Genomic DNA, 23,862 nt, shown 5'->3' on the forward strand with positions numbered 1-23,862 from the left:
CTGCACGTTAGTCTCAAGGAGTAAACAAGTCCGTACAGCCGATGCGGGAAAGGGGATCCCAGATGGCCGACGCTTCCACCCTCAAGGTCTATCACCTGCCCGGCGCTTGGGGCCTGCCAACGGTCAGCCCGTTCTGCCTCAAGCTCGATGCCTGGCTGCGCATGACCGGGATCGCCCACGAAGCCATCACCGCGTCCACCCCGTTTGCCGGACCAAAGGGCAAGGCTCCGTGGATCGAGCTTGATGGGCAGAAACTGGGCGATTCAACCTTTATCGTGGCGCACCTTGCAGCGCGGTTCGGGGTCGATCCCGATGCTCATCTCACCCCGGCCCAACGTGGCACGGCCGTGGCGATCCAGCGCCTGATCGACGAGAACCTCTACTGGACGATGGTCCATGATCGCTGGATGAACGAGGCGAACTGGCGCCAATTTCGCGATGTCGTGCTCGGCGGGCTGAGCGTCCCGGCGCGCCGCCTGCTTGGCCCCGTCGCGCGGCGCGGGGTGAAGAAGCAGCTCGCAGGGCACGGGATGGGCATCCATACGGCCGCCGAAATCGCCACCATCGGCCGCCGCGACGTGAATGCGCTCGCCGCGATCCTCGGCGATCAGGAATGGTTCTTCGGCGCGGAACCCAGCTCGACCGACGCCATCGTCTATGCGCAACTGGTCAACATCTGGCGCGCTCCGCTCGAAAGCGAAGTGCGCCGCGCCATCGGCCAGACGCCCAATCTCGTCGCCTTTCTCGATCGCTTCGCGGCGCGCTACTACTAGCGGTTCTCGCGCCACCAGCGGAAAGTGAAGACGGCGGCGCTCGGTCCGTCGCGGCCCAGTTCGGCCAGCTTGCCGAGCGCTTCCGTCACGCTCGGGATATGGCCTTCCGGCACTTCCCACAGCGCCAGCGAAGGCTCCATCGCATCGAACCAGTCGCTGCGCCGCGCCAGCACGGTGCGGTGATCGGCCTGACGATAGGCGAAGGCTTCGAGCGAGGCCACGTCGCGCCAGACCGAGAGGTTGACGATGAAATCGGCATCACCCGCCACGGCCTCGATCGCCGTCGCATCATTGGCATCGCCTTCACCAACCAGCCGCCAGATGAACCCGTCCGCCGCATCCGCCTGCGCGTTCACATGGTCCAGTGCGTCCATGAAGGTCTGGTTGGCGGGATCGGCCTTGGGGCGGCGGAAGCGGGCGACGTTGAGCTGGGCAATCGGCAAGGTCAAAGCTCCTGCCGGAAATAGACCACGCGCTCGGTCTCGGCGAACCCGGCGGCGAGATGGAAGGCATGGCTTTCGAGATCATCGTGCCAAGTGTCGGAGGCAAACTCGCGGATACCCTGCGCCCGGCCCCAATCGGCCACTGCCGCGACCAACTTCCGCGCAATGCCCCGCCGCCGCGCATCTGGCGCCACGCAGATGCCTTCAAGGAACAGCACCGGAGAATCCTCGCAGCCGTTCACATATTCGTGCCTGATCGAAGCTTCGGCAAAGCCGGCCACGGCATCCCCGTCCAGCGCGACCAGATTGAGGAAGCGCTCCGGCTCCGCCAGTTGCTCCTCCGCTTCGGCGCGGTGCTCGGCCACCGAAACCTCGTCCCACAAGACGTGGCGCAGCAGCGCCCAGCCATCGAGGTGCTCCGACCCAGCCGAAGCGATGACGATCACTTCCGCTCAGCCTTCTTGCGCTTCATCGCATCATGGAAGCGGTCGGCCCAGCCCGGCTTGACCAGTTGTTCGGCGCGCACCAGCCGCAGTTCGCCATCCGCGACATCGCGGCTCACCGCGCTGCCCGCCGCGACGATGGCATCCGCACCGATCTTTACCGGGGCAATCAGCGCGGAGTTGGAGCCGATGAAGGCGCGCTCGCCGATCACCGTGCGGTACTTGAAGTAGCCATCGTAGTTGCAGGTAATCGTGCCCGCGCCGATGTTCGCGCCCGCGCCCACATCGGCATCGCCGAGGTAGGTCAGGTGGTTGGCCTTGGCACCTGCATGAAGCACCGCGTTCTTCACTTCGACGAAGTTGCCGACGCGAGCCTTCTCTTCGAGCACTGCGCCCGGCCGCAGCCGCGCGAAGGGGCCAACCGAGGTGCCGGTTTCCAGCCGCGCGCCTTCGATATGGCAGAACGCGTGGATGACGACGCCGTCCGCCACCGTCACGCCCGGGCCGAACACCACGTTCTGCTCCACTGTCACATCGCGGCCAAGCTGCGTGTCCCACGCGAACCACACCGTCTCCGGCGCGACGAGGCTGGCGCCATCGGCCATCGCCTGCAGTCGCCGCTTATTCTGCCAGCGCGCTTCGGCCTCGGCGAGTTCGGCACGGCTGTTGATGCCGGCGACTTCATCCGGATCGTCCGTCACCACCACGGCGCAGACGCGGCCATCGCCGTTCGCCACGTTGACGATATCGGTGAGGTAATACTCGCCCTGCGCGTTATCATTGCCGACCCGCGCGAGCAGGCCGAACAGGTCGCTCCCGCGCACCGCCATCAGGCCCGAGTTGCACAAACGGCACGCGCGCTCCTCGGCGCTGGCGTCCTTGTGCTCGACCATCTTCTGCACGACGCCATCGCGGGCAATCACGCGGCCATACTGCAGCGCGTCCTCGGGCTCGAAGCCGAGCACGACCACCGCCGGATTGTCATCCCCGTGGAGGCGTTCCAGCATCGCGCGCATCGTTTCGGTCCGCACGAACGGCACGTCGCCATAAAGAATCAGCACGTCACCCGCGAAGCCCGCCAGCGCCCCCTCGGCCTGCTGCACCGCATGGCCGGTGCCCAGCTGCGGGTCCTGCACGGCCAGTTCAGCGCTTTCCCCCAGCGCCTTGGCCAGCTGTTCGCGCCCTGCGCCCACGACGACGACCTTGCGCTGCGGTTCGAGCGCATCCGCGCTTGCCAGCAGGTGCATCAGCATCGGCCGCCCGGCGATCGGGTGCAGCACTTTGTGGAGGTCGCTTTTCATGCGGGTGCCCTTGCCGGCGGCAAGAACGACAAGAGCGAGGGGGGATGAGCCATCAGTCATGCGCGTTCCTTGCCAGCATTTCCTTGCAGTTTCCAGAACGCGCCGCCACGGAGCGCGGCATGTCGAATTTTCCCTTCCAGATCGTCGGCTTCGACCTCGATGGCACCTTGCTCGATACCGCTTATGACATCGGCAATGCGCTCAATCACGCGCTCGCCCATGTCGGCCGCCCGCTCGTCCCGCTGGATGAAGCGCGGCGCTTCATCGGCGGCGGCAGCGCGCAGATGCTGCACAATGCGCTCAATGCCAGCGGCGGGATGGACGGGATCGATTTCCCCGCCCTGCAGGAACGCCTGCTCGGCTTCTATGCCGAGAACATCGCCCAGCACACCGCCTTGTTCCCCGGCGGGGAAGCGATGATGGACGCACTCGCCGCGCGCGGTATCCACCTCGCCATCGCCACCAACAAGCGCGAGGATCTTGCCCGCCGCCTGTTCGACGAACTGGGCCTGACGCCGCGCTTTGCCACGATCATCGGCGGCAACACGCTGGGACCGGGCCGCGCCAAGCCCGCGCCTGACATGCTGCACGAAATGGTCGCGCGCTGCGGCGGCGGCGCGGCGGCGTTCGTCGGCGACACCACCTTCGACGTGGGCGCAGCGCGCGCGGCTGGCCTGCCGGTCGTTGCCGTCCGTTTCGGGTTCAATGATCTGCCGGCAGACGAACTGGGCGCCGATGCGGTGATCGACCACTTCGATGAGCTCGTCACCGCGCTGGAAAACCTGGTTCGATAGAAAAAGGTGGGGCCCGCGCAGAATATCTGCGCGCTATGCCCGCCTTGCCATCCGCGCGACGCAGCGCCACTCTTGGGGCAAGCGGCAGCGACCCCAAGGAGAATTTCATGTCCGAAGAATACGTGCCCCCCAAGGTCTGGGTCTGGGACAAGTCCAACGGCGGCGCCTTCGCCGGCGTCAACCGCCCCACCGCCGGTGCCCAGCGCGAGCAGGAGCTGCCGGTCGGCGAACACCCGTTCCAGCTCTATTCGCTTGGCACGCCCAATGGCCAGAAGGTCACGATCCTGCTCGAGGAACTGCTCGAGCTCGGGATCAAGGAAGCGGAATATGATGCCTGGCTGATCAAGATTTTCGAAGGCGACCAGTTCGGCAGCGGCTTTGTCGATATCAACCCGAACTCCAAGATCCCCGCGATGGTCGACCGCAGCGGACCGGAGCCGTTCCGGCTGTTCGAATCGGGCGCAATGCTGGTTCATCTCGCGGAGAAGTTCGGCAAGTTCCTCCCCGCCTCTGGTCCGGCCCGCGCCGAAGTGCTCTCGTGGCTGTTCTGGCAGGTCGGCTCCGCGCCGTTCATGGGCGGCGGCTTCGGCCACTTCTACGCCTACGCGCCGTTCAAGATCGAATATGCGATCGACCGCTATTCGATGGAAACCAAGCGCCTGTTCGATGTGGCGAACAACCGCCTGAAGGAAACCCGCTTCCTTGGCGGCGATGAATATACCATCGCCGACATGGCGGCCTATCCGTGGCTCGGCAATATCTACCGCGGTGAAGCCTATGGCGATGCGGCGACGTTCCTCTCGATGCACGAATACGAAGCCGTCGGCCGCTGGGTCGCCGAAATCGACGCGCGCCCGGGCGCCAAGCGCGGCCGTCTGGTCAACACCAACAAGGGCATCCTCGAACGCCACAGCGCGGCAGACTTTGCTGCGTTGCCGGAAGGCACGCTCTGAAGGTCAGGGCGGGTGGGGCGCATTCCTGCCCCATCCGCCCCTTGTCCTGAGAAAACCCGCCGCTATAAGCGCGCCACCCTGATGGGGCGTCGCCAAGTGGTAAGGCACCGGTTTTTGGTACCGGCATTCGGAGGTTCGAATCCTCCCGCCCCAGCCAGTCCTCTTCATTTGTCAGGTACTTTGCCGCCGGCCCACCCCAAACCCCTCCCGCAGGCGGGAGGGGCTTAAAGCGCGCCGTCTGTCTCTCCTCCTTCTTCTCCCCTCCCGCTTGCGCGAGGGGTCGGGGGTGGGCAGGCCGCAAACACCGCGCTAGCGTAGCAGGCGATGACCCACCTGCGCCTCAACCCGATCTACGCCGAAATGCCCGTCACCGTGTTCGAGCACATGTCGGGCCTTGCCCGCACGCTCGGTGCGATCAATCTCGGGCAGGGCTTTCCCGATACGCCGCCGCCCGCCGCGCTCACCGCCGCCGCAATGCGCGCGATGGAAACGCGCTCGCAGCAGTATCCGCCGAGCATGGGCCTGCCCGAACTGCGCGATGCTGTCGCCGCATTCTACGCGCGCGAGCAGGGGCTGAACCTCACCCGCGAACAAGTGGTGGTCACGTCAGGCGCGACGGAGGCGATTGCCGCCGCGATTCTCGCCGTGGTCGGGGTCGGCGATGAAGTCCTGCTGTTCTCCCCCGCCTATGATGCCTATGCACCGCTCGTGCGCCGCGCGGGCGGCGTACCGGTGTTCATCCCCCTCGCCCCGCCTTCTTGGGGCTATGATGAAGCTGCAATCCGCACCGCGATCACACCGCGCACCCGCGCGCTGATCCTCAACGATCCGCTCAACCCCACCGGCTCGGTCGCCAGCGCCGCAGACCTCGCGCTCCTCACCCGCATCGCCTGCGAGCACGATCTCGTCGCGATCTGCGACGAAGTGTGGGAAGCGGTACGCTTCGATGGCCGCTCGCACCGTTCGCTGCTGAGCGAGCCGGGTATGGCGGAGCGCACCATCAAGATCGGCTCGGCCGGCAAGATCTTCGGCGCGACAGGGTGGAAAGTCGGCTGGATGGTCGGCGATGCCGCGCTTGCCGCAGTTCTCGCCAAGGCGCACCAGTTCCTCACCTTCACCACCCCGCCGATGCTGCAATGGGCCGCTGCCGAGGGCCTTGCCGATCCGGCGATCACAGCAGCGCTCCATACGGAATGGTCGGCCTCGCGCAGCGTGCTGATGGGCGGCCTCGCCGCTGCCGGGTTCAAGGTGCTCGAGAGCGCCGCGACATGGTTCGCCTGCATCGATTTGCCGGCCAGCGGCATCGCGCTGGATGACCGCACTTTCAGTGAACGCGCGGTGCGCGAGGCAGGCATTGCCTCGATCCCGCTTTCCGCGCTGTGGGAAGGAGAAGGCGGGCCAACCACCATCGTGCGGCTCTGCCATTGCAAGCCGTCCGCGATGCTGGAAGATGCCGTCGCTCGGTTCAGCGCTTGGCGCGCTGGGCTTTAGGCGGAAAGCCCCGCCAGCCACTCCGCGATCATGGCCCGACCGGCTGCCACCGCCCCCGGCCCATGCGCATCGTGCGCGCTGCGCAGATCCTGCGCCGAGTGCCCGGCTGCCGTGAGATAGTCGAAATCCTGCGCGATCCAGTCCTCGAAGCGCTCGTCCTCACCCATCTCCGCATGGAATTGCAGCGCCAACACGTTGCGGCCCTTGCGAAACGCCTGATGCGGGTAGGCTGCGCTTGAGGCGAGCAGTTCTGCGCCCTCGGGCAGCGTGAAGGTATCGCCGTGCCAATGCAGCACGGGCACCTGCGCCAGATGGCGCAGCGGCCCGTCGCGGTCGTGGATGGTCACTGGGGAAAATCCGATCTCCTTGACCGGCCCCGGATAGACCTCCGCCCCCAGCGCGGCGGCGATCATCTGCGCGCCGAAGCAGACGCCCAGCGTAGGCCGGTCCGCCGCAAGCCGCCGCGAAAGCAACTTCAATTGGCAGGTGATCCACGGATGCGCCTCGCGCTCGTAGACGCCCATCGGCCCGCCCATCATCACCACGAGATCGGGCGAAACGAGGTCGAGCGCGTGGAAATCCTGATCGTCCACGTCCACCCGGTCGATCACATAGCCCGCCGCCTCGATCGGCGCGCGAAATCCAGCGACACCTTCGCGCGGCACGTGGCGGATGATCAGTGCGGTCTTCATGCGAGGTCGGGCTCCCGAGTCGATGCATTATTTCTACCAAACCGATAGACAATAACCAGCGAGATGGGTTTGACCCCGCGATAGCCATGCTTTCAGCCGCCCCATGCCGCACACCTGCCCAAAATAGGTAGTTTTGTTGACGGACTTCGCGGCTCCGATACGTTGCCTCTCCAGAAGCGCTGGGCGAATCAGCGCCGGTCGGGGGAGAGACCGATGAAAAAGGAAACCGCCTCACTCGTTGATGAGGCTGCTCAGTCCACCACGGCGCTGGGCCCGCTTGTCGGCCTCGCGCGTGAAGATTTTGTCGGCGCCGTGGCGCTGCTGCTGCGCGAAACCGCAGGCAACCCCGTCCGGACGATGCGCCACGCGCAGACGCTGGGCAAGGACATGGTCCAGATCCTGACCGGCAAGAGCGGGCTTGCCCCCGATCCCAAGGACAAGCGCTTCAAGGATCCGGCCTGGCAGTACAACCCCTTCCTCCGCGCTGGCGCGCAGTATTATCTCGCGGTGCAGAAGGGCATGAAGAACTGGCTCGAGGAGCTTGAACTCGATGCGATCGAGCGCGACCGCGCCAACTTCATCACCCAGATCATCATCGACAGCATCGCGCCGACCAACACGCTGATCGGCAATCCCACCGCGCAGAAGCGCCTGATCGATAGTGGCGGCCTCAGCCTCATCAAGGGCCTGAAGAACGCCTACAACGACATTGTCTACAACAAGGGCATGGTCAGCCAGGTGGACAAACGGCCCTTCAAGCTGGGCGAGAACGTGGCGACCTCGAAGGGCCATGTCGTCCACCGCACGCCGATGATGGAGCTGATCCAGTACGCGCCGACGACGGACGAAGTGCACGAGATCCCGCAGCTGACGATACCGCCGCAGATCAACAAGATGTACATCAACGATCTGAGCCCTGAAAAATCGATCGTGAAGTGGCAGGTCGATAACGGCATCCAGACTTTCGTCATCAGCTGGAAGAACCCAAGCAAAGACGAAGGCCACTGGGACATGGCCGATTATGTCGGCGCCTGCCGCGAGGCGATCGACGTGATCTGCAAGATCACCGGCGCGAAGAAGGTCAATGTCTCGGGCGGCTGCTCTGGCGGGCAGACCACCGCGATGCTCGCCAGCAAGATGGCCGCCGATGGCGACGACCGGCTCGGCACCGTCACGCTCATGGTCTGCGTGCTCCATCCGCAGCAGAACGATATCGAAGCCGGCTCGCTGATGACCGAGAACGGCCTCAAGCTCGCCAAGACGCGCGCGGCGAAGAAGGGCATCATCAAGGGCGCCGATCTCTCGCGCGGGTTCGCGTGGCTGAGGCCCAACGATCTTATCTGGAACTACGTCATCAACAACTACCTGATGGGCGAGGATCCGCCCGCGTTCGACGTGCTGTTCTGGAATGCCGACGCGACCAACCTTTCCGCCGCGCTGATGGGCGATTTCCTCACGATCTTCGAAACGCTCGCCTTCACGAAGCAGGGCGAAGTCGAGATGGTCGATCACAAGATCGATCTCTCGAAGGTAACCAGCGACGTGTTCCTGCTCGGCGGGGTGACCGATCACATCACCCCGTGGCGCGCCTGCTACCGCTCAACCCAGCTGTTCGGATCGAAGGATGTGACCTTCGTGCTCAGCCAATCGGGCCACATGCAGGCCATCCTCAATCCGCCGGGCAATCCCAAGGCCAAGTATTATATCTCCAAGGCAGAAGGGCATCCCCCGGCCGACGTCGATACGTGGCTTGGCGGGGCGGAAGAAATGGCGGGCAGCTGGTGGCCCTACTGGATGGCGTGGATCCAGCAGCGCTCGGGCAATAAGGTGTCGGCACCCAAAAAGCTGGGCAGCAAGGCCTACCCGCCGATGGAAGCGGCGCCGGGCCTCTACGTGCTCGAACCCGCCTGAAAGGAGCCCGCGTGGCCATAAGCGAAAGCCCCGAATTCACGGTCGAGCAAGTTGGCGGGCGCGACTTGCGTGTCGCGCGCTGGCGCTGGGACCAGCCGAGCGAGCATCCGCCGCTGCTGTTCTTCAACGGGATCGGTGCCAATATCGAAGCGGTCGCCCCGCTGGCCGATGCGCTGCCGGACCGGGCCTTCATCACCTTCGACATGCCCGGCGTGGGCGGCAGCCCCGATCCGCTCGTACCCTACAATCCCTTCCTGATGAGCTGGCACGCCAGTGATCTGCTGGAGCGCTTCGGCGCGCCGCTGGTCGATGTCATGGGCGTCTCGTGGGGCGGCGCGATGGCGCAGCACTTCGCGCTCCAGCATTCCGGGCAGGTGCGCAAGCTGGTGCTCGCCGCAACCACGGCGGGCATGCTGATGGTGCCGGGTAAGCTCGCCGCGCTGAGCAAGATGGCCGACCCGCGCCGCTACGTCGATCCGGCGTTCATGGAGCAGCATTTCCGCACGCTCTACGGCGGGCTCACCGGCGGCAAGGACGAGCACATCTCGCGGCTCAAGCCCCCCAGCCCGCGCGGCTATCTCTATCAGCTCCTCTGCATGATCGGCTGGACAAGCGCGCCGGTGCTGCCCTTCCTGAAGGCCGAAACGCTCATCATGATGGGCGAGGAGGACGCCATCGTCCCGCTCATCAACGGCAAGATCCTCAAGACGCTGATCCCGGGCAGCCGGCTTGAAACCTTTCCGGATGGCGGCCACCTCTTCATGCTCACCCACAAGGATCGCACTGTCGCCCTGCTGCGTGAGTTCCTCTCGGAAACGCAGGCCGCAGCGGCCTGATTGCCGGTCAACAAAAAGGCCCGCCGCGCGATCGGTCGCACGGCGGGCCAGCTTTCCTCCCCAGGAAAGTATCGTGTGGGGCGTTCGGGCGGATTACCGACCCATCGCGCTCCCGAGCCGGTGATAGAGGTGCGAGAACTTCACCGATTCCGGCTGGTCCTCAATCACCTTGAGGTAGTGCAGCACTGCCTCGCGGATGAGCTTGAAGTCTTCGGTGGAAAGGACCGCACGGGCCCGGGTCGGTTCAGCCATTGTACTGCTCCTTTAATCCCCCCTCCCGTTTGCGGGAGGGGTCGGGGGTGGGTCTGCTCTCAGGCAGCGAACTGGTTCATGGTGTTGTGCGCGCCGCCCGCCTTCAGAGCGGCTTCACCGGCGAAGTATTCCTTGTGGTCGTCCCCAAGGTCGGACCCGGCCATGTTCTGGTGCTTCACACAGGCGATGCCCTGGCGGATTTCGGCGCGCTGGACGTTCTTGACGTAGCCCAGCATCCCGGCGTCACCGAAGTATTCCTTGGCGAGGTTGTCGGTGCTGAGCGCCGCGGTGTGATACGTCGGCAGCGTGATGAGGTGGTGGAAGATGCCCGCCTCACGCGCCGCATCGCGCTGGAAGGTGCGGATGCGCTCGTCGGCCTCGTCAGCCAGATCGGTGCCGTCGTAGTCCACGCTCATCAGGCGCGCCCGGTCAAAGGCGCTCATGTCGCGGCCTTCGGCGGTCCAGGCATCGAACACCTGCTGGCGGAAGTTCAGCGTCCAGTTGAAGCTGGGGCTGTTGTTGTAGACCAGCTTGGCGTTGGGGATCACTTCGCGGATGCGGTTCACCATGCCGCCGATCTGGCCGATGTGGGGCTTCTCGGTCTCGATCCACAGCAGGTCCGCGCCGTTCTGAAGGCTGGCGATGCAATCGAGCACGCAGCGGTCCTCACCCGTGCCGGGGCGGAACTGGAAGAGGTTGGACGGCAGGCGCTTCGGGCGAAGCAGCTTGCCATCGCGGCTGATCAGCACGTCGCCGTGGCCGAGCGTGGTGGCATCGACTTCCTCGCAATCGAGGAACGCGTTGTACTGGTCGGCCAGATCGCCCGGTTCCTTCACGAAAGCGATCTGCTTGGTGAGGCCGGCGCCGAGGCTGTCGGTGCGGGCAACGATCACGCCGTCATCAACGCCGAGTTCCATGAAGGCGTAGCGGACAGCGCGGATCTTTGCGAGGAAGTCCTCGTGCGGCACGGTCACCTTGCCGTCCTGGTGGCCGCACTGCTTTTCGTCCGAGACCTGGTTCTCGATCTGGATGCAGCAGGCGCCCGCTTCGATGAACTTCTTGGCGAGGAGATAGGTCGCCTCTGCATTGCCGAAGCCAGCGTCGATGTCAGCGATGATCGGCACGACGTGGGTCTGGTACTCGTCGATCTTGTGCAGCAGGCGGTGCGTGTTGACCGCGTCACCCGCAGCCTTCGCCGCGTCGAGCTCACGGAACAGCATGCCCAGTTCGCGGGCATCGGCCTGACGCAGGAACGTGTAGAGCTCTTCGATCAGCGCCGGAACGCTGGTCTTCTCGTGCATCGACTGATCGGGCAGCGGGCCGAACTCGCTGCGCAGCGCGGCAACCATCCAGCCCGAGAGGTAGAGGTAGCGGCCCTTGGTCGTGCCGAAGTGCTTCTTGATGGAGATCATCTTCTGCTGGCCGATGAACCCGTGCCAGCAACCGAGCGACTGCGTGTACTTGGCCGGATCAGCGTCATAGGCAGCCATGTCGGCGCGCATGATCTTGGCGGTGTACTTCGCGATGTCGAGCCCGGTCTGGAAGCGGTTCTGCAGACGCATGCGCGCCACCGAGGCGGCGTCGATACCATCCCAGGGCTGGCCATAGGGCGCGATCGCCTTGGCGGCTTCGTTGATGGTCTGCGAATAGGTCATGTGAGTCTCGCTTCCTGTTGGGGAGTATGCTTGATGACCTCCGGCTAGACCCGGATCGGACCTCGCGAAACCCGCGGCGCGGTCATGTTGTCAAACTTTACAGAATATGCTTGTAAAGTTGTGCAGCCCTTACTGGACCGAGACAAACCATGGAATCACGCCCGCTCTACCTCGGCCCTCGCCTGAAGCGCCTGCGCCGTGAACTCGGACTGACCCAAGCCGTGATGGCCGACGATCTGGCGATCTCGCCCAGCTACATCGCGCTCCTCGAACGCAACCAGCGCCCGCTCACCGCCGATCTGCTGTTGCGACTCGCAAAGGCCTACAAGCTCGATGTCAGCGATCTCGCGGCGGATGAGCGAGATGATTACGCCCGCCGCCTGTCCGATGTACTGAAGGACCCGATCTTCGCCGAGATCGACTTGCCCGCGCTCGAAGTGGCCGATGTCGCCACCAGCTATCCGGGAATCACCGAGGCCATGCTGCGCCTCCACACCGCTTATATGCGCGAGCAGCAGGCGTTGGCCGGTCTGCGCGGCGATGGCCCGGGTGATACTGATCCGCTCGCCGAAGCGCGCCGTTTCGTGGCCCAGCGGCGCAACTATTTCCCCGGTCTCGACAGCAAGGCCGAGGCGCTTTCGGAGGAGATCGAGAAGCTTGGCGGGCTGCAGGAAGGCGGCCTTGCCGAATATCTGCGCCAGCAAGGCCTGCGCGTCCGCCTGATGCCGGCGGAGATCATGATGGACGCGCTGCGCCGCTATGATCGCCATGCCGAGCAGTTGCTGATCGACGAAACGCTCAGCCCGCAGGCGCGCCGCTGGCAGATGGCGCTGCACATCGCCTACACCGCGCTGCGCAGCGAGATTGCCGCCATGGTGCGCGGAGCCAGTTTCTCGAGCGAGACCGCCGCCCAGCTCGTCCGCCGTGCACTCGCGGCCTATGGCGCGGCTGCCCTCATCATGCCCTACGACCGCTTCGCCCGCGCGGTGGAGGCCCGCGCCTACGATATCGAGGCGCTCTCCGGCCAGTTCGGCGCCAGCTTTGAACAAGTCGCCCACCGCCTCACCACGCTCAACCGCCCGGGGCAGGAGCGCGTGCCGTTCTTCTTCATCCGCGTCGATGCGGCAGGCAATGTCTCGAAGCGGCTCGACGGCGCGGGCTTCCCCTTTGCCGCGCACGGCGGCGGCTGCCCGCTGTGGACCTTGCACGATTGCTTCCGCCGCCCCGGCGAAGTGCTCACCCAGTGGCTCGAACTCCCCGGCGGCGAGCGCTTCTTCAGCGTGGCGCGCAGCGTCACCTCGGGCGGCGGCGCGCATGGCAGGCCCGCCATCCTGCGCGCCATCGCGCTGGGCTGTGCTGCCGAACATGCGCCCAAGCTGGTCTATGCGCGCGGCGACCAGACGCCCGCCACACCCATCGGCGTCACCTGCCGCCTGTGCAACCGCTCCACCTGCACCGCCCGCGCCGAGCCCCCGCTCGGGCGTGAGATCCTGCCGGACGACTACCGCAAGACGCCGGAGCCCTTCGTCTTCGCCGAAAGCTAGGCCGCGCCCCGGTCGAGCCTGCGCGCCACCGGCATCGCCGCAACGATGGCCAGCGCGCAGACCACCCCGCCGACCGGCCCGATCAGCGTATAGGCGCCAAAGCCCTGCGCCATCGCGCCCGCCGCCAGCGAGCCGAGGCTCTGCGAGAGCAACCATGTGCCCGAAGTCATCACCGCCAGTCGCTCACCGCCCGGCTGCGCATAGGCAAGGCGGATCAGCAGCGGATAGGTCAGGAACCAGCTGACCATGAACACGATGAACGCGGCGCCAAAAGCAGTCGCGCTGCCCACCGTCGTCAGCAAGCCGCACATCAGCGCGCAAACGCCCAGCGCCGCAGCCAGCGGCCAGGCGCGCGGCAAGCGGCCGATCACCATGGCGAGCCCCGCATTGCCCACCGCGCTCAGGAGGACGGCAACGCTCTGGTAGAGCCCGAACTCGGTCGCGGGGATGCCGATGGCATGCGCTGTCCGCTCGATGAAGGGCCAGATCGCCAGCGATCCAAACGCGAACAGGGCCATCGCCGCCAGCACCCGGGCGCCGTCCACACCGATCGGAGCGGAGGCCTGCGCGCTGCTTTCGAGATCGCCCTTGCCCCCCGGCAGCAGCAGCGCACACAAGCCGAACAGCACCGAAATCCCGGCAAGCCCGAGAAACATGCCGAAAGCACCGTGATCGCGCCCGATCTGCGGCACCACAATGGCGATGCCGCTATACAGCAGCGTCTGCACCGCGATCCCCAGCGAGATCCACCGCGCCGGATTGCCGGTGCGTCCTGCTGCAAGGTTCAGCGCGCTGTTCATCAGCCCAAACCCCAGCCCGGTCCCGATCCGCCCCGCAAACAGCAGCGAATAGGCCCCAGTCAGCGCTGATCCTGCCTGCGCCGCGATCACCACCACACTCGCCAGCATTGCCAGCACCCGCGCATCAAGGTGCCGCGCGCGCGGCGCGACGAGAAACATCGCGGCGGCATAGCTGAGCGTCTCGGCCATGTTCCACGCGCCCATCGCGAACGGCGTGAAGCCGAACCGGTCCATCAGCCCGCCTACGAGATACGTGGTGAAGTTGTTGCCGATATGCGCGGCGGCGGTCGCCGCACCGATGCCGATGAGGGTGGGGACGAAAGGGGGTGAATCCCTTGCCGTGCTGCCGGTGCTACCGTGCGTTTCTTCCATCGATTGCAGGGGTGGCACGGCGTGCCCCAAGTGGCAATGAGGGCAATGCTTGTTTTACACTTGTCCAACCAACCGCCGAGGAATACGTTTCAAAGCCATGACAACCTCCTGCTCAGACCTGATCCATGGCCGGCGCCCGTCGTCGTTCCGCTATGGCAAGGTGCAGGACTGGCGGCCGCCGCCACGCAAGGGCTGATCGACTTCGTCAGCTAACCCCCTTGCTCGGTGACGGGAACTTCCCATGAAAATATCAGCCCTTGAGGTGCGGCCGAATGCCCTCCTCGCCACGTGGTCGAAATCAGGCCGCGTGACCTACCCTACGCTGTGGCTGCGCGATAATTGCCCCAGCGCGTTCCATCCGCAAACCGAAGAGCGCGTGCTCGATCTGCTCTCGCTTGATGACGAGCCGGTCCTCGTCGATGCGGAGCGGGCGGGAGACGAGGTGATCCTGCACTTCGCCGATGGCCACGTCAGCCGCGTACCGACCGCTCTGCTCTCCGCGCACCGCCCCGGCCGCGCCGCGCAGGATCCTGCTGCGATCGCACCGCGCATCTGGCGCTCGGAAATGACCCCGGCCAGCCTGCCGCGTTATGGCGCCGCGCGGATCCTCGACAACGACTGCGCGCTCCGGGCGTGGATGCAGGATACGGCAGAAGTCGGCCTGTCCATCGTCGATGGCCTCGACGACAGGGTCGACGCGGGCGTCGAGATTGCCTGCAAGATCGGCTTCCTGCGCGAAACCAACTTCGGGATGACGTTTGAAGTCGTCAGCAAGCCCGATCCCAACAACCTCGCCTATACCGCCGTCACCCTGCCGCTGCATACGGACTTGCCGAACCAGGAAGTACCGCCGGGCTTCCAGTTCCTCCACTGCATCGCCAACGAGGCCGAGGGCGGCGGCTCGCTGTTTGCCGATGGTTTTGCCCTTGCCGACGACCTGCGTGCGAAAGACCCGGACGCCTTTCGCCTGCTGAGCGAGGTCGCCATTCCCTTCCGCTTTCATGACCGCGACGCGGATATCCGCACCCATGCGCCGGTCATCACGCTCGACCGCCACGGCAAGGTCTGCGAAATCCGCTGGAATGCGCATATCGCGGCCACTTTCGACATGTCGGCCGACCTGATGCCCGCCTATTACCGCGCCTACCGCACCTTCATGGCGATGACGCGCGATCCGGCCTACCAGATCACTTTCAAGCTCAAGGCGGGCGAAATGATCGTGTTCGACAACCGGCGCGTGCTGCACGGGCGCGAGGCGTTCGATCCTTCGACCGGCTTCCGCCATCTTCACGGCTGCTACGTCGATCGCGGCGAATTCAACTCGCGGCTGCGGCTGCTGGCAAACAAGACGCACTGATCGTGCCAGAAGGGTAGTGCGATGGCTCGGCGCAATTTGGCGTCGCAGCCAGGGCGTTTCGCGCATAAGCTGAAGTCGATATCGTCGTCGCAGCACATTGTGCAGGGGAGAAGCGTCCATGTCCTCCACCCGACCCGTCGCGCTGATTATCGGCATGGGCCCCGGCCTCTCCGCGGCTCTTGCGCAGCGCTTTGCCGCAGGCGGCTACACCATCGCCGGCTTTGCGCGCAGCCCGGAAAAGTCTGGCGCGCTGGCAGCCGCCATGGCCGATGAAGGCCACAAGCTCGATCTGCGCGCGGTCGATGCGGGCGATTTCACGGCACTTGCTTCGGCGGTGAGTGCGGTCGAAGCCCAACTCGGCCCGATCGAGGTGCTGATCTACAACGCCTACAGCGCCACTTCCGCACCGCCCTCGCAGATCCCGCTCGATGCCCTCATCACCGATTTCCGCGTCAACGTCGGCGGTGCGCTGGCGGCCGTGCAGGCGGTGCTCCCCGCGATGCAGGCGCGCGGGAAAGGTTCCGTGCTGCTCACGGGCGGCGGCCTCGCGCTCGATCCCACACCGTGGCTCCCCGCAGCCTCGCTTGCCGTGGGCAAGGCAGGCATCCGCAGCCTTGCTCGCTCGCTGCACAAGGAAATGGAAGGCAGCCCGATCCGCGTCGGCACGGTGACTGTGACGGGTCAGATCCTCCCCGGTACGCCGCTCGCGCCTGAGATAATTGCCGAACGCTTCTGGGATATGCACACCTTGCCTGCTCCGGTTCCGGCCGAAGTGGTGCTGTGAAAGCCCCTGTTGCCACTGCGTAATTGCCTGTTAGACTTGGAGTAATGCAGCCATATCGGTGTAGAATTTCATCGCGAATCCGCGCCCTTCATGCAGTCGAAAGCGCTGCCGATGATTGATGACATCGTCGTTGTGGACCGCGCTTCCAAGTCTTTCGGCCCCAAGACCGCGCTGTCGGACATTTCCTTCCGCGTCCCGCCCGGCCAGATCTGCGGATTGCTGGGCCCCAACGGCGCCGGCAAGACTACGCTGTTCCGCCTGCTCATGGGTATCCTCAAGGCGACATCCGGCACCTTGCAGGTCGCCGGACTCGATGCCTTCGAGGAACGGGTCGAGGTCAAGCGGGTGATCGGCTTCCTGCCCGACGAGCCGGTATTCTATTCATACCTCTCCGGACGAGAGGTTCTTGCGCTCAGCGCCGGGATGCACGGGCTGGACGTGCAGGAAGCCATGGCGCGGGTGGAAACCCTCGCACAGCGCATGCGGCTTGCCGACGATCTCGACAAATATGCCGAGGAATACTCGCGCGGCATGAAGAAGAAGCTTGGCCTGCTGCTGGCCATGCTGCACCAACCGCGCCTGCTCGTGCTCGATGAACCGACCAACGGACTCGATGTCGAATCGACCCGGCTGTTCTACGATCTTGTGAACGAGGAAGCCGCGGCCGGCACCACCGTGCTGTTTTCCACGCACCTGATGGATCACGTCGCGCGGCTCTGTTCCCATGCCGTGATCGTGAACTCCGGCCGGGTTGTCGAGCAGGGTGCCCTCGCCGATCTCGCCGAACGCCACGGCGAACCCGATCTCGAAGCGCTGTTCCTGAAGCTGACCTCCCGGCCGGCGAAGGAATGAGCGCAGCCTCTCCCCCCGGCACCTGGGGCACCGTTCGCCTTCTCCTCGCTTCCGCCCGCCGCCGCACGGAGGGTCGCCGCCAGCGCCAGCAGCAACTGCTCAACCAGCGCAGCGACGGCAAGGGTTTCGACTGGTCGAGCATCGGCACGTTCATCCTCGTGATCGTCAGCCTGATCATTCAGGGCTGCGCCGCGGGCAGCATTGTCATGGCGGTCTATGCCGGCCAGCGTGCCGAGGCCGAATTGCAAGGCCGGATGATCGTCAGCACCGACTTCATCGAACAGGTCCGAGCCGCGGAGCAGATCAATTACGCTGCGCCGCAACTGCGCATAGAAGCGCTTTCGGAAGCCATCGAGAATGAAGCATACGAGATCGCTCCGGCGCGGAGCGACCTCGACAGGAAGGAGGTCGCCGCCCGGCTGCGCGCGATCGTGGCCAGTTCGGGCAGCCGCAATCTCGTCACGAAAGACGATGCGCAGCACGGCCTCAAGCCGGCAGGGCTTGCCGCGCCGATCCCGGCCTTCCTCGGCTCGGCCCTGCTGCTGCTGTGGCTCATCGCGCTGGTCTGTCAGGGTGAAGGGCTGGAACTGGATCTGACACGCCGGCGCCATCCGATGTGGGAATGGTTGTTCAGCCACCCCGTTCGGCCCCGCGCGGTGTTCCTCGCCGAAATGATCGCGCCGCTAGCGACCAATCCCGCCTATTGGGCGGTGCCGCTCATGGTCGGCGGGCTGTTCCTTGTCGCCTACGATCCGCTTTACGGACTCGCTGCCGCCGCACTCATCGGCGTGCCGATCAGCGTGGCGGCGGGCTGCCTTGGCAAGTCGCTCGAAATCGGCGCCATGCTGCGCCTGCCCCCGCGCACGCGCGGGGGCGTGATCGGCATTCTCAGCTGGCTCGGCTTTGTCGGCACGTTCGGCCCCATCGTCGGCCTGGTCATGATCAACTGGCTTGTCGCGCATTTTGCCAGCCAGTTCGCCTTTGCCGCCCGCCTGCCGGCCCCACTGCTCGGCCTGTTCCTCGGCTTTGACGGCGCGGGCGGCCAGTCATTCGTGCGCGCGCTGGCCTTCGGCTGGTTGCTTGCGGGGGGCATGCTGGGCTTCGCCGTCTGGTTCAGCGTGCGCTCGCTGCGCAATGGCCTCGCGGGCGCCTTCGCTGCCGAAACGGTCGCCACCTCCCCGGCGCAGCAAGTGCGCTTCGGTCGCCAGCCGCTCTACCGCAAGGAAGTGCTTTGGTTCCTGCGTGATCGCAGCGCGATCGTGCAGACGATCCTCATCCCGCTCACCATCGCAGCCTACGACATGTTCCAGATGCGCGGCGTGCTGGGCTACGCGGCGGAATCCTGGAACTTCCTTGCCGGCGCCGCGATCGTGCTCGGCACCTACATGCTCTGGGTGCTGGGTCCAAAGTCCCTCGTCTCGGAAGGCGCGGCGCTGTGGATCGCGCTGACCTGGCCGCAGGGGATGGAAAGCATGCTCAAGGCCAAGGCCTGGCTGTGGTCCCTGATCGCGACGCTGCTGGTCGCAGTGCTGCTGCTGCTGGGCTGCGCGCTGTTCCCGCAGGACACGTGGAAGATCGCGCTGGTGGGTATGGGCTGGTATGTCTTCGCCCGATCCATGGCCGAAAAGGCGGTCACGCTCGTCACGGTTGTTTCGGAATCGGGTGAGGCGCAGCCGGTCCCCGCCGGTCGGCGCTGGGCCGCGCAACTCGGCATGTTCACCTTCGCCGTCGGCATCTGCACGCAAGTCTGGAGCCTTGCGATCGTCGGCATCGTCTATTCGTGGGTAACGGCCGCGGCGATGTGGGAAAACTTCCGCGCGCGCCTCCCTTATCTCTATGATCCGTGGTCGGAAAAACTGCCGCCTCCGCCCACCCTGATGCACGCGATGATTGCGATCAGCGCGATGATCGAAGTATCCTCCATCATCGCGGCCCTCGCCGCGGGCTTTGGCGGGCAGGCAAGCGTGCCGGTGGCGATGGCGATCGGCTACTCGGCAAGCGCTGTTCTAGTCTCGATCGTGACAGCGCGGATCCTTGAGGACCGCGGCATGCACCCCGCTGCCGCATGGCTGTGGTCGCCCCCGTCCCAGCACACGGTGCACATGTTCGTCGCGCCGTGGGAAACGCTCTGGCGCCTCTTCAGGGATTATGGCCGCGCCATGGCCGAAGGGCTGGCACTAGGCCTGCTGCTTGGCGGCTTTCTGTGGGTCTATATCCACGTGCTCGCAATGTATCCGGCGTTCGCGCCCGGCATCGCCGCCACCCATGCCCAATTTGCTGCCAACCCGGCACTGCGCTTGAGCTATGGCTTCATCGCGATCCTCTGCGCACCCTTCGCGGAAGAGTATCTGTTCCGCGGCCTGCTCTACCGCGCGCTCGATCGGCAGTGGGGCGGCTGGAAGGCGGTGTTCGCCGCCGCCGCCTTCTTCGCGATCTATCATCCGCCGATGGCTTGGCTTCCGGTCGGGCTGCTTGGCGCGCTGAGCTGCCTGCTGTTCAAGCGCACCGGCAGGCTCGCCCCATCGGTTGTGCTGCACATGACCTACAACACGGTCGCCGTGCTGACGACCTGACAGACGCTTGCCCCCGGCCCCCTCGCCCGCTATCGGCGCGCTTCCCTGCCGCTGCCCGAAAGCCACTCAAGCCTTGGCCACGCTGATCCCGCTTGCCGATATCGATCCCGCGCTGATCGAGGACGTGCTCGACGCCGCCTTCGGGCCGGACCGCTTCGCGCGCACGGCCTACAGGGTGCGCGAAGGGACCGAGTGGCTGCCCGGCCTCAGCTTCGCCGCGCTCGATGAAAGCGAGCACATCGCGGGCACGATCCAGTGCTGGCCAGTGGCGCTCACCGATCCGAATGGCCGCGCGCACCCGATGATCATGGTCGGCCCGGTCGCAGTGCTCCCCGGCCTGCAGGGCGCTGGCTATGGCAAGGCGCTCGTCACCGCCAGCCTCACCGCCATCGATCCGCGCGCGCCGCTGCCGCAAGTGATGATCGGCGATCTCGATTACTACGGCCGCTTCTTCGGCTTCTCCGCCGCGCACACTAGCGGGTGGAAGCTGCCCGGACCGTGGGACCCGGCGCGCCTGCTTTGCCGCACGGCCAATCCCGCCGTCCTGCCCACAGAGGGCATGCTCGGCCCTTGGCGCGGCTGATCTGATCTGGCATCGGCAATCGGTGCCACACGAACCGCCCGCAGACCTTGCCGCCCTCTCCCTCGCCGATCTGGCTGAGGCGGTCGCCGCGCGCCGCCTGCCGCCGGTCGATGCATGGGCACCGGCGCGCGAGGGCGAAAGCCACATGCGCATCGCGGCGGATGGCTCGTGGTTTCACGAGGGCGGGCGCATCAATCGCCCGGCCATGGTCCGCGCCTTCTCCGGCCTCCTCACCCGCGATGCAGCCGGCCGCCACTGGCTGATGACCCCGCACGAGCGCCTTTCCATCGAGGTCGAGGACGCCGCCTTCATCGCGACCGACATGGAAGTCAGGCACGACGAGGCCGGCGCACCCGTCATCGCCTTCCGCCTCAATACCGACGACGTGGTGCTCGCCGGCCCCGACCATCCGCTGCGCGTGCGCGGCACCGCCGAAGTTCCCGCCTACTACCTCGCCGTGCGCCACGGCACCGAGGCAAGGCTCAACCGCAGCACGTACGGCCAGCTGATCGATCACGCGCTGGAGGTTTCCGATCCCGAAGCCCTCGCGGTCGAGAGCCGGGGCGCACGTTTCCGCCTGCTGCCCGCATGAGCCTGCGCGAACGCCTCGCCGATCTCTTCGATATCGGCCACGCCGCGCCCTTGCCCCCGGCCTACGAGGACTGGCGCCCGCTCCCCGATACCCCCCTGCGCCCCGCTGCCGTGCTGATCGCTGTCACCGACCGGCCCGATCACCCCGAAGGCCCGGGCGTGCTCTTCATCCACCGCCCCTCGCACATGCGCGCGCATCCCGGGCAGGCGGCCTTCCCCGGGGGCAAGCTCGATCCCGGTGAAACGCCCATCGAGGCTGCCCTGCGCGAGGCGAACGAGGAGCTCGGCATCGACCCTGCCCTCGTCGACGTCATCGGTGCGTCCGACCAGTACCGCACCGGCACCGGCTACGACATCACGCCCGTCCTCGCGATGGTGCCGCCCGACCTGCCGATCCAGCCCAACCCCGCAGAAGTCGCCGGCTGGTTCGAACCGCCGCTGGGCTTCGTTCTCGATACCGCCAATCATGTGAAGCACACCGGCGAATGGTCCGGGCGGCGCGGCAGCTACATCGAGATCCTGTGGAACGAGCACCGCATCTGGGGTGTCACCGCCGGGATCATCGCCAATCTCGCGCAGCGGATCCGCTGGCATGGATGAGCAACACCTGCCCGCCTCCCCATGGACGCAGCGCGCTGATCTCGCCGCACTCGTCGCCGCGCTCGATCCTGCGGGCGAAGGCCTTGTCCGCTATGTCGGCGGCGCGGTGCGCGATACGCTGCTGGACATCGCGGTGAAAGACATCGACATGGCGACCCCGCTCGAGCCGCCTGCGGTGATCGAGCGCCTCAAGGCGGCCGGCATCCGCAGCGTGCCCACCGGCCTAGCCCACGGGACGGTGACCGCCGTGCTGGAAGGCGGCCCGGTCGAAATCACCACCCTGCGCCGCGATGTGTCGACCGACGGCCGCCACGCCACCGTGGCGTTCTCGCAGGACTGGCAGGAGGACGCCGCCCGCCGCGATTTCACGATCAACGCGCTCTACGCCGATCCGCGCGATCTCACCGTCCACGATTACTTCGGCGGCCTCGATGATCTTGCCGCCCGCCGCCTCCGCTTCATCGGGGAACCGCAGGACCGCATCCGCGAGGACTACCTGCGCATCCTGCGCTACTTCCGCTTCCAGGCGCGCTTTGGCTCGCTGCCGGCCGATCCGGATGCCGAAGCGGCCTGCAGCGCGCTCGCCCCCGGGCTCAAGGGCCTCTCGCGCGAACGCATCGCCAGCGAACTGCTGATGCTGCTTGCTCTGCCCGATCCCTCGGCAACTGTCGCCCGCATGGCCGAACTCGGGGTGCTTGCGGTCATCCTGCCCGAGGCGGATAGTTCGGCGCTGCCACCCCTGATCGCTGCCGAACACGCACACGCCATCGCCCCCGAGCCGCTCCGCCGTTTCGCTGCGATGCTTCCCGCCGACCCCTCGCTCGCCGAGCTGGTTGGCGCGCGGCTGCGGCTCTCCATCGCCCAGCGCAAGCACCTCGCGCTGGTTGCTGCCCGCTCTGTACCTGAAGAAGCCGCTCGCCCGCTTGCCTACAAGGTGGGCCGCGAAGCCGCGCTCGATCGCCTGTTGATCGGCGGCGACAGCATCGCGCCACTCGAAGGCTGGGATACTCCGCGCTTCCCCCTCAAAGGCGGCATGATCGTTGCGCGCGGGGTCAGCGCAGGACCGGACGTTGCACGTATCCTGCGCGCGGTGGAAGCGCAGTGGGTTGCCGAAAGCTTTCCGGATGAGGCGCGCGTGATGGCGCTGCTCGAAGCGGAAATCGCGCGGCGTTCAGACCTCGTCTGAACCCTTCCACTCGCGCCGTTCTTCGGCAGCGCGCAGCACTTCATAGGCTGTCTGCAGCTTCAGGAATTCCGCTGCCGCCGCAGCATCGCCGGGCCGCACGTCGGGGTGAACTTCCTTCGCCTTAGAACGCCACGCCTTGCGCACCGCCTCGAAGTCCGCGTCCACATCGAGCCCCAGCGCTTCCAGCGCGCGCATTTCGTCGCGGCTGCGGCTGCCGTCTCCGGGGCCAGCCCACGATTGGTAGGCCGATTGCGCATAGCCCGAAGCCTCGCCGCGCTCCGCCTTCTCGCGCAGTTCGGCCTCTTCCTTGTCGAGCCCCTCGAAGTAGTTCCAGCCCTGATTGTACTCGGCGGCATGGGCCACGCAGAAGTACCAGCGCTCCGGGCTGTTGGGCGATTTGGGGGCGGGGCACTCGCCCTTGTTGTTGCATCCGGCGCGGTCGCACAGGCGCACGGGGGCAGCCTCGCGCGCGCTTTCATAGCCGCGCCACCGGGGAAAGCCCCAGTCTGCCGATCTGCCCTGCCGTGCCACTGTTTTGTCCCGTACCTGCCGCTTACTCGACCGTCACGGTCACCGCGCGGCGGTTCTTGGCCCAGCTGGCTTCATCCGAACCCAGCGCGACCGGGCGTTCCTTGCCATAGCTCACCGTGGTGATCCGCGAGGCATCGATGCCAAGGCTCACGAGGTAGTTCTTTGCCGAATTGGCGCGGCGCTCACCCAGCGCGAGGTTGTAGTCACGCGTGCCGCGTTCGTCGGCATGGCCTTCCACGGTCACGCGCTTGCCCGGATAGCGCGCCAGCCACTGCGCCTGGCTCTGCAGGATGCCCTGATCCTCGCTATCGATGTTATAGCGGTCGGTATCGAACAGGATCGTATCCGCCAGCACCGAGGCCATGAAATCGGCGCGGCTGCCCGGGGTCGGGCCTGTCGGCGTGCTGACCGGCGGCGGCGGGGTCGTGGTGGTCGTCGTCGCGCCGCTCGGCTGCGGCGGCAGTTCCTTGGGCTTGGTGGCGCAGCCCGCAAGCGCGAGGCCGGAAGTGAGCAGCAGGGCTGTGAGGATCTGGCGGTTCACGGAC

At 66.1% G+C, this 23,862-nt stretch carries 24 protein-coding genes and 1 tRNA gene; 16 read left to right on the forward strand and 9 right to left on the reverse strand.

The features are described from left to right. The first annotated feature begins 62 nt into the window (after window positions 1-62). On the forward strand, window positions 63-773 hold the full coding sequence (locus NSE01_RS11655; RefSeq protein ID WP_170233823.1) for a glutathione S-transferase family protein: 711 nt from the start codon (window positions 63-65) through the stop codon (window positions 771-773). On the opposite strand, the gene NSE01_RS11660 is transcribed toward NSE01_RS11655, so the two are convergent. From NSE01_RS11660 to glmU, 3 genes are read right to left on the reverse strand one after another with little or no spacing between them, the layout of a single operon-like run. Further along, a complete protein-coding gene (locus tag NSE01_RS11660) occupies window positions 770-1,216 on the reverse strand; it encodes a DUF3291 domain-containing protein (protein ID WP_147159801.1) in 447 nt (148 codons plus the stop codon). The genes NSE01_RS11655 and NSE01_RS11660 overlap by 4 nt on opposite strands. A 2-nt stretch (window positions 1,217-1,218) precedes the next feature. Beyond that, window positions 1,219-1,662: an aminoglycoside 6'-N-acetyltransferase gene (gene aac(6') / locus NSE01_RS11665; RefSeq protein ID WP_246135179.1), complete on the reverse strand. Its 444-nt coding sequence runs from the start codon at window positions 1,660-1,662 to the stop codon at window positions 1,219-1,221. Beyond that, a complete protein-coding gene (gene glmU, locus NSE01_RS11670; protein WP_147159803.1) occupies window positions 1,659-3,020 on the reverse strand; it encodes a bifunctional UDP-N-acetylglucosamine diphosphorylase/glucosamine-1-phosphate N-acetyltransferase GlmU in 1,362 nt (453 codons plus the stop codon). Before glmU ends, aac(6') begins: the two co-directional genes overlap by 4 nt. A 59-nt stretch (window positions 3,021-3,079) precedes the next feature. On the opposite strand from glmU, the gene NSE01_RS11675 reads away from it, so the two are divergent. The 4 genes from NSE01_RS11675 to NSE01_RS11690 all read left to right on the forward strand — a co-directional run bounded on the left by NSE01_RS11675 (window position 3,080) and on the right by NSE01_RS11690 (window position 6,198). Then, entirely contained in the window at window positions 3,080-3,754 is a 675-nt protein-coding gene (locus NSE01_RS11675; RefSeq protein WP_147159805.1) for an HAD-IA family hydrolase, read from the forward strand. A gap of 107 nt (window positions 3,755-3,861) precedes the next feature. After that, a complete protein-coding gene (gene yghU / locus NSE01_RS11680; protein ID WP_147159806.1) occupies window positions 3,862-4,707 on the forward strand; it encodes a glutathione-dependent disulfide-bond oxidoreductase in 846 nt (281 codons plus the stop codon). Window positions 4,708-4,789: 82 nt separating this feature from the next. Further along, window positions 4,790-4,864: transfer RNA gene (locus NSE01_RS11685), tRNA-Gln, on the forward strand. A gap of 167 nt (window positions 4,865-5,031) precedes the next feature. Next, window positions 5,032-6,198: an aminotransferase gene (locus NSE01_RS11690; RefSeq protein ID WP_147159808.1), complete on the forward strand. Its 1,167-nt coding sequence runs from the start codon at window positions 5,032-5,034 to the stop codon at window positions 6,196-6,198. Here NSE01_RS11690 and NSE01_RS11695 read toward each other — a convergent pair. Then, window positions 6,195-6,890: a glutamine amidotransferase gene (locus tag NSE01_RS11695; protein ID WP_147159809.1), complete on the reverse strand. Its 696-nt coding sequence runs from the start codon at window positions 6,888-6,890 to the stop codon at window positions 6,195-6,197. The two genes, NSE01_RS11690 and NSE01_RS11695, sit on opposite strands and share 4 nt — an antisense overlap. Window positions 6,891-7,103: 213 nt before the next feature. Between NSE01_RS11695 and NSE01_RS11700 the strand changes: the two genes are divergently transcribed. After that, window positions 7,104-8,801, forward strand: coding sequence for a PHA/PHB synthase family protein (locus tag NSE01_RS11700; protein WP_147159811.1), 1,698 nt, complete (start codon window positions 7,104-7,106; stop codon window positions 8,799-8,801). Window positions 8,802-8,812: 11 nt separating this feature from the next. After that, window positions 8,813-9,637 carry an alpha/beta fold hydrolase gene (locus tag NSE01_RS11705; protein ID WP_246135180.1) on the forward strand — a complete coding sequence of 275 codons (825 nt, stop codon included), beginning with the start codon at window positions 8,813-8,815 and terminating at the stop codon, window positions 9,635-9,637. Between the two features lie 93 nt (window positions 9,638-9,730). Here the strand turns inward: NSE01_RS11705 and NSE01_RS21315 are convergent, their stop codons facing one another. Together NSE01_RS21315 and NSE01_RS11710 are read right to left on the reverse strand one after the other, a co-directional pair. After that, entirely contained in the window at window positions 9,731-9,889 is a 159-nt protein-coding gene (locus NSE01_RS21315) for a hypothetical protein (protein WP_169793754.1), read from the reverse strand. Between the two features lie 59 nt (window positions 9,890-9,948). Further along, window positions 9,949-11,544, reverse strand: coding sequence for an isocitrate lyase (locus NSE01_RS11710; RefSeq protein ID WP_147159814.1), 1,596 nt, complete (start codon window positions 11,542-11,544; stop codon window positions 9,949-9,951). A gap of 149 nt (window positions 11,545-11,693) precedes the next feature. Between NSE01_RS11710 and NSE01_RS11715 the strand changes: the two genes are divergently transcribed. Then, on the forward strand, window positions 11,694-13,088 hold the full coding sequence (locus tag NSE01_RS11715; protein WP_147159816.1) for a helix-turn-helix domain-containing protein: 1,395 nt from the start codon (window positions 11,694-11,696) through the stop codon (window positions 13,086-13,088). Here NSE01_RS11715 and NSE01_RS11720 read toward each other — a convergent pair. After that, a complete protein-coding gene (locus NSE01_RS11720) occupies window positions 13,085-14,278 on the reverse strand; it encodes an MFS transporter (protein WP_246135181.1) in 1,194 nt (397 codons plus the stop codon). The two genes, NSE01_RS11715 and NSE01_RS11720, sit on opposite strands and share 4 nt — an antisense overlap. Window positions 14,279-14,501: 223 nt before the next feature. On the opposite strand from NSE01_RS11720, the gene NSE01_RS11725 reads away from it, so the two are divergent. The 8 genes from NSE01_RS11725 to NSE01_RS11760 all read left to right on the forward strand — a co-directional run bounded on the left by NSE01_RS11725 (window position 14,502) and on the right by NSE01_RS11760 (window position 22,786). Continuing rightward, complete coding sequence (locus NSE01_RS11725) at window positions 14,502-15,617, forward strand: TauD/TfdA family dioxygenase (RefSeq protein WP_147159817.1); 1,116 nt, start codon at window positions 14,502-14,504, stop codon at window positions 15,615-15,617. Window positions 15,618-15,735: 118 nt separating this feature from the next. Beyond that, entirely contained in the window at window positions 15,736-16,401 is a 666-nt protein-coding gene (locus NSE01_RS11730) for an SDR family oxidoreductase (RefSeq protein ID WP_147159818.1), read from the forward strand. A gap of 111 nt (window positions 16,402-16,512) precedes the next feature. Further along, window positions 16,513-17,253, forward strand: a complete 741-nt coding sequence (locus NSE01_RS11735) for an ABC transporter ATP-binding protein (protein WP_170233824.1) — start codon at window positions 16,513-16,515, stop codon at window positions 17,251-17,253. Next, the gene (locus tag NSE01_RS11740; protein WP_147159820.1) at window positions 17,250-19,826 is read left to right on the forward strand and encodes a CPBP family intramembrane glutamic endopeptidase; all 2,577 of its coding nucleotides are present in this window, start codon (window positions 17,250-17,252) and stop codon (window positions 19,824-19,826) included. Before NSE01_RS11735 ends, NSE01_RS11740 begins: the two co-directional genes overlap by 4 nt. A 73-nt stretch (window positions 19,827-19,899) precedes the next feature. Then, window positions 19,900-20,409, forward strand: a complete 510-nt coding sequence (locus NSE01_RS11745) for a GNAT family N-acetyltransferase (protein WP_147159821.1) — start codon at window positions 19,900-19,902, stop codon at window positions 20,407-20,409. A 22-nt stretch (window positions 20,410-20,431) separates the two neighbouring features. Next, the gene (locus NSE01_RS11750) at window positions 20,432-21,001 is read left to right on the forward strand and encodes a DUF1285 domain-containing protein (protein WP_147159823.1); all 570 of its coding nucleotides are present in this window, start codon (window positions 20,432-20,434) and stop codon (window positions 20,999-21,001) included. Beyond that, window positions 20,998-21,600 carry an NUDIX hydrolase gene (locus NSE01_RS11755; RefSeq protein ID WP_147159824.1) on the forward strand — a complete coding sequence of 201 codons (603 nt, stop codon included), beginning with the start codon at window positions 20,998-21,000 and terminating at the stop codon, window positions 21,598-21,600. The genes NSE01_RS11750 and NSE01_RS11755 overlap by 4 nt, the downstream gene beginning before the upstream one ends. Next, window positions 21,593-22,786 carry a CCA tRNA nucleotidyltransferase gene (locus NSE01_RS11760; protein WP_147159826.1) on the forward strand — a complete coding sequence of 398 codons (1,194 nt, stop codon included), beginning with the start codon at window positions 21,593-21,595 and terminating at the stop codon, window positions 22,784-22,786. The genes NSE01_RS11755 and NSE01_RS11760 overlap by 8 nt, the downstream gene beginning before the upstream one ends. Here NSE01_RS11760 and NSE01_RS11765 read toward each other — a convergent pair. Continuing rightward, window positions 22,772-23,317, reverse strand: coding sequence for a J domain-containing protein (locus tag NSE01_RS11765; RefSeq protein ID WP_147159827.1), 546 nt, complete (start codon window positions 23,315-23,317; stop codon window positions 22,772-22,774). The two genes, NSE01_RS11760 and NSE01_RS11765, sit on opposite strands and share 15 nt — an antisense overlap. A 22-nt stretch (window positions 23,318-23,339) precedes the next feature. Further along, a complete protein-coding gene (gene pal, locus NSE01_RS11770; RefSeq protein ID WP_147159828.1) occupies window positions 23,340-23,858 on the reverse strand; it encodes a peptidoglycan-associated lipoprotein Pal in 519 nt (172 codons plus the stop codon). Between the last annotated feature and the right edge of the window lie 4 nt (window positions 23,859-23,862).

The sequence above is a fragment of the Novosphingobium sediminis genome (assembly GCF_007991615.1).
GTDB lineage: Bacteria > Pseudomonadota > Alphaproteobacteria > Sphingomonadales > Sphingomonadaceae > Novosphingobium > Novosphingobium sediminis.

Bases quoted from the DNA above. Each gene is read 5' to 3' on its own strand.
- NSE01_RS11735 (WP_170233824.1), top strand. From the start codon at position 16,513: ATGATTGATGACATCGTCGTTGTGGACCGCGCTTCCAAGTCTTTCGGC.
- glmU (WP_147159803.1), bottom strand. From the start codon at position 3,020: ATGACTGATGGCTCATCCCCCCTCGCTCTTGTCGTTCTTGCCGCCGGC.
- yghU (WP_147159806.1), top strand. From the start codon at position 3,862: ATGTCCGAAGAATACGTGCCCCCCAAGGTCTGGGTCTGGGACAAGTCC.
- NSE01_RS11730 (WP_147159818.1), top strand. From the start codon at position 15,736: ATGTCCTCCACCCGACCCGTCGCGCTGATTATCGGCATGGGCCCCGGC.
- NSE01_RS11760 (WP_147159826.1), top strand. From the start codon at position 21,593: ATGGATGAGCAACACCTGCCCGCCTCCCCATGGACGCAGCGCGCTGAT.
- NSE01_RS11740 (WP_147159820.1), top strand. From the start codon at position 17,250: ATGAGCGCAGCCTCTCCCCCCGGCACCTGGGGCACCGTTCGCCTTCTC.
- NSE01_RS11715 (WP_147159816.1), top strand. From the start codon at position 11,694: ATGGAATCACGCCCGCTCTACCTCGGCCCTCGCCTGAAGCGCCTGCGC.
- NSE01_RS11710 (WP_147159814.1), bottom strand. From the start codon at position 11,544: ATGACCTATTCGCAGACCATCAACGAAGCCGCCAAGGCGATCGCGCCC.
- NSE01_RS11675 (WP_147159805.1), top strand. From the start codon at position 3,080: ATGTCGAATTTTCCCTTCCAGATCGTCGGCTTCGACCTCGATGGCACC.
- NSE01_RS11690 (WP_147159808.1), top strand. From the start codon at position 5,032: ATGACCCACCTGCGCCTCAACCCGATCTACGCCGAAATGCCCGTCACC.
- NSE01_RS11700 (WP_147159811.1), top strand. From the start codon at position 7,104: ATGAAAAAGGAAACCGCCTCACTCGTTGATGAGGCTGCTCAGTCCACC.
- NSE01_RS11655 (WP_170233823.1), top strand. From the start codon at position 63: ATGGCCGACGCTTCCACCCTCAAGGTCTATCACCTGCCCGGCGCTTGG.
- NSE01_RS11725 (WP_147159817.1), top strand. From the start codon at position 14,502: ATGAAAATATCAGCCCTTGAGGTGCGGCCGAATGCCCTCCTCGCCACG.
- NSE01_RS21315 (WP_169793754.1), bottom strand. From the start codon at position 9,889: ATGGCTGAACCGACCCGGGCCCGTGCGGTCCTTTCCACCGAAGACTTC.
- NSE01_RS11755 (WP_147159824.1), top strand. From the start codon at position 20,998: ATGAGCCTGCGCGAACGCCTCGCCGATCTCTTCGATATCGGCCACGCC.
- NSE01_RS11695 (WP_147159809.1), bottom strand. From the start codon at position 6,890: ATGAAGACCGCACTGATCATCCGCCACGTGCCGCGCGAAGGTGTCGCT.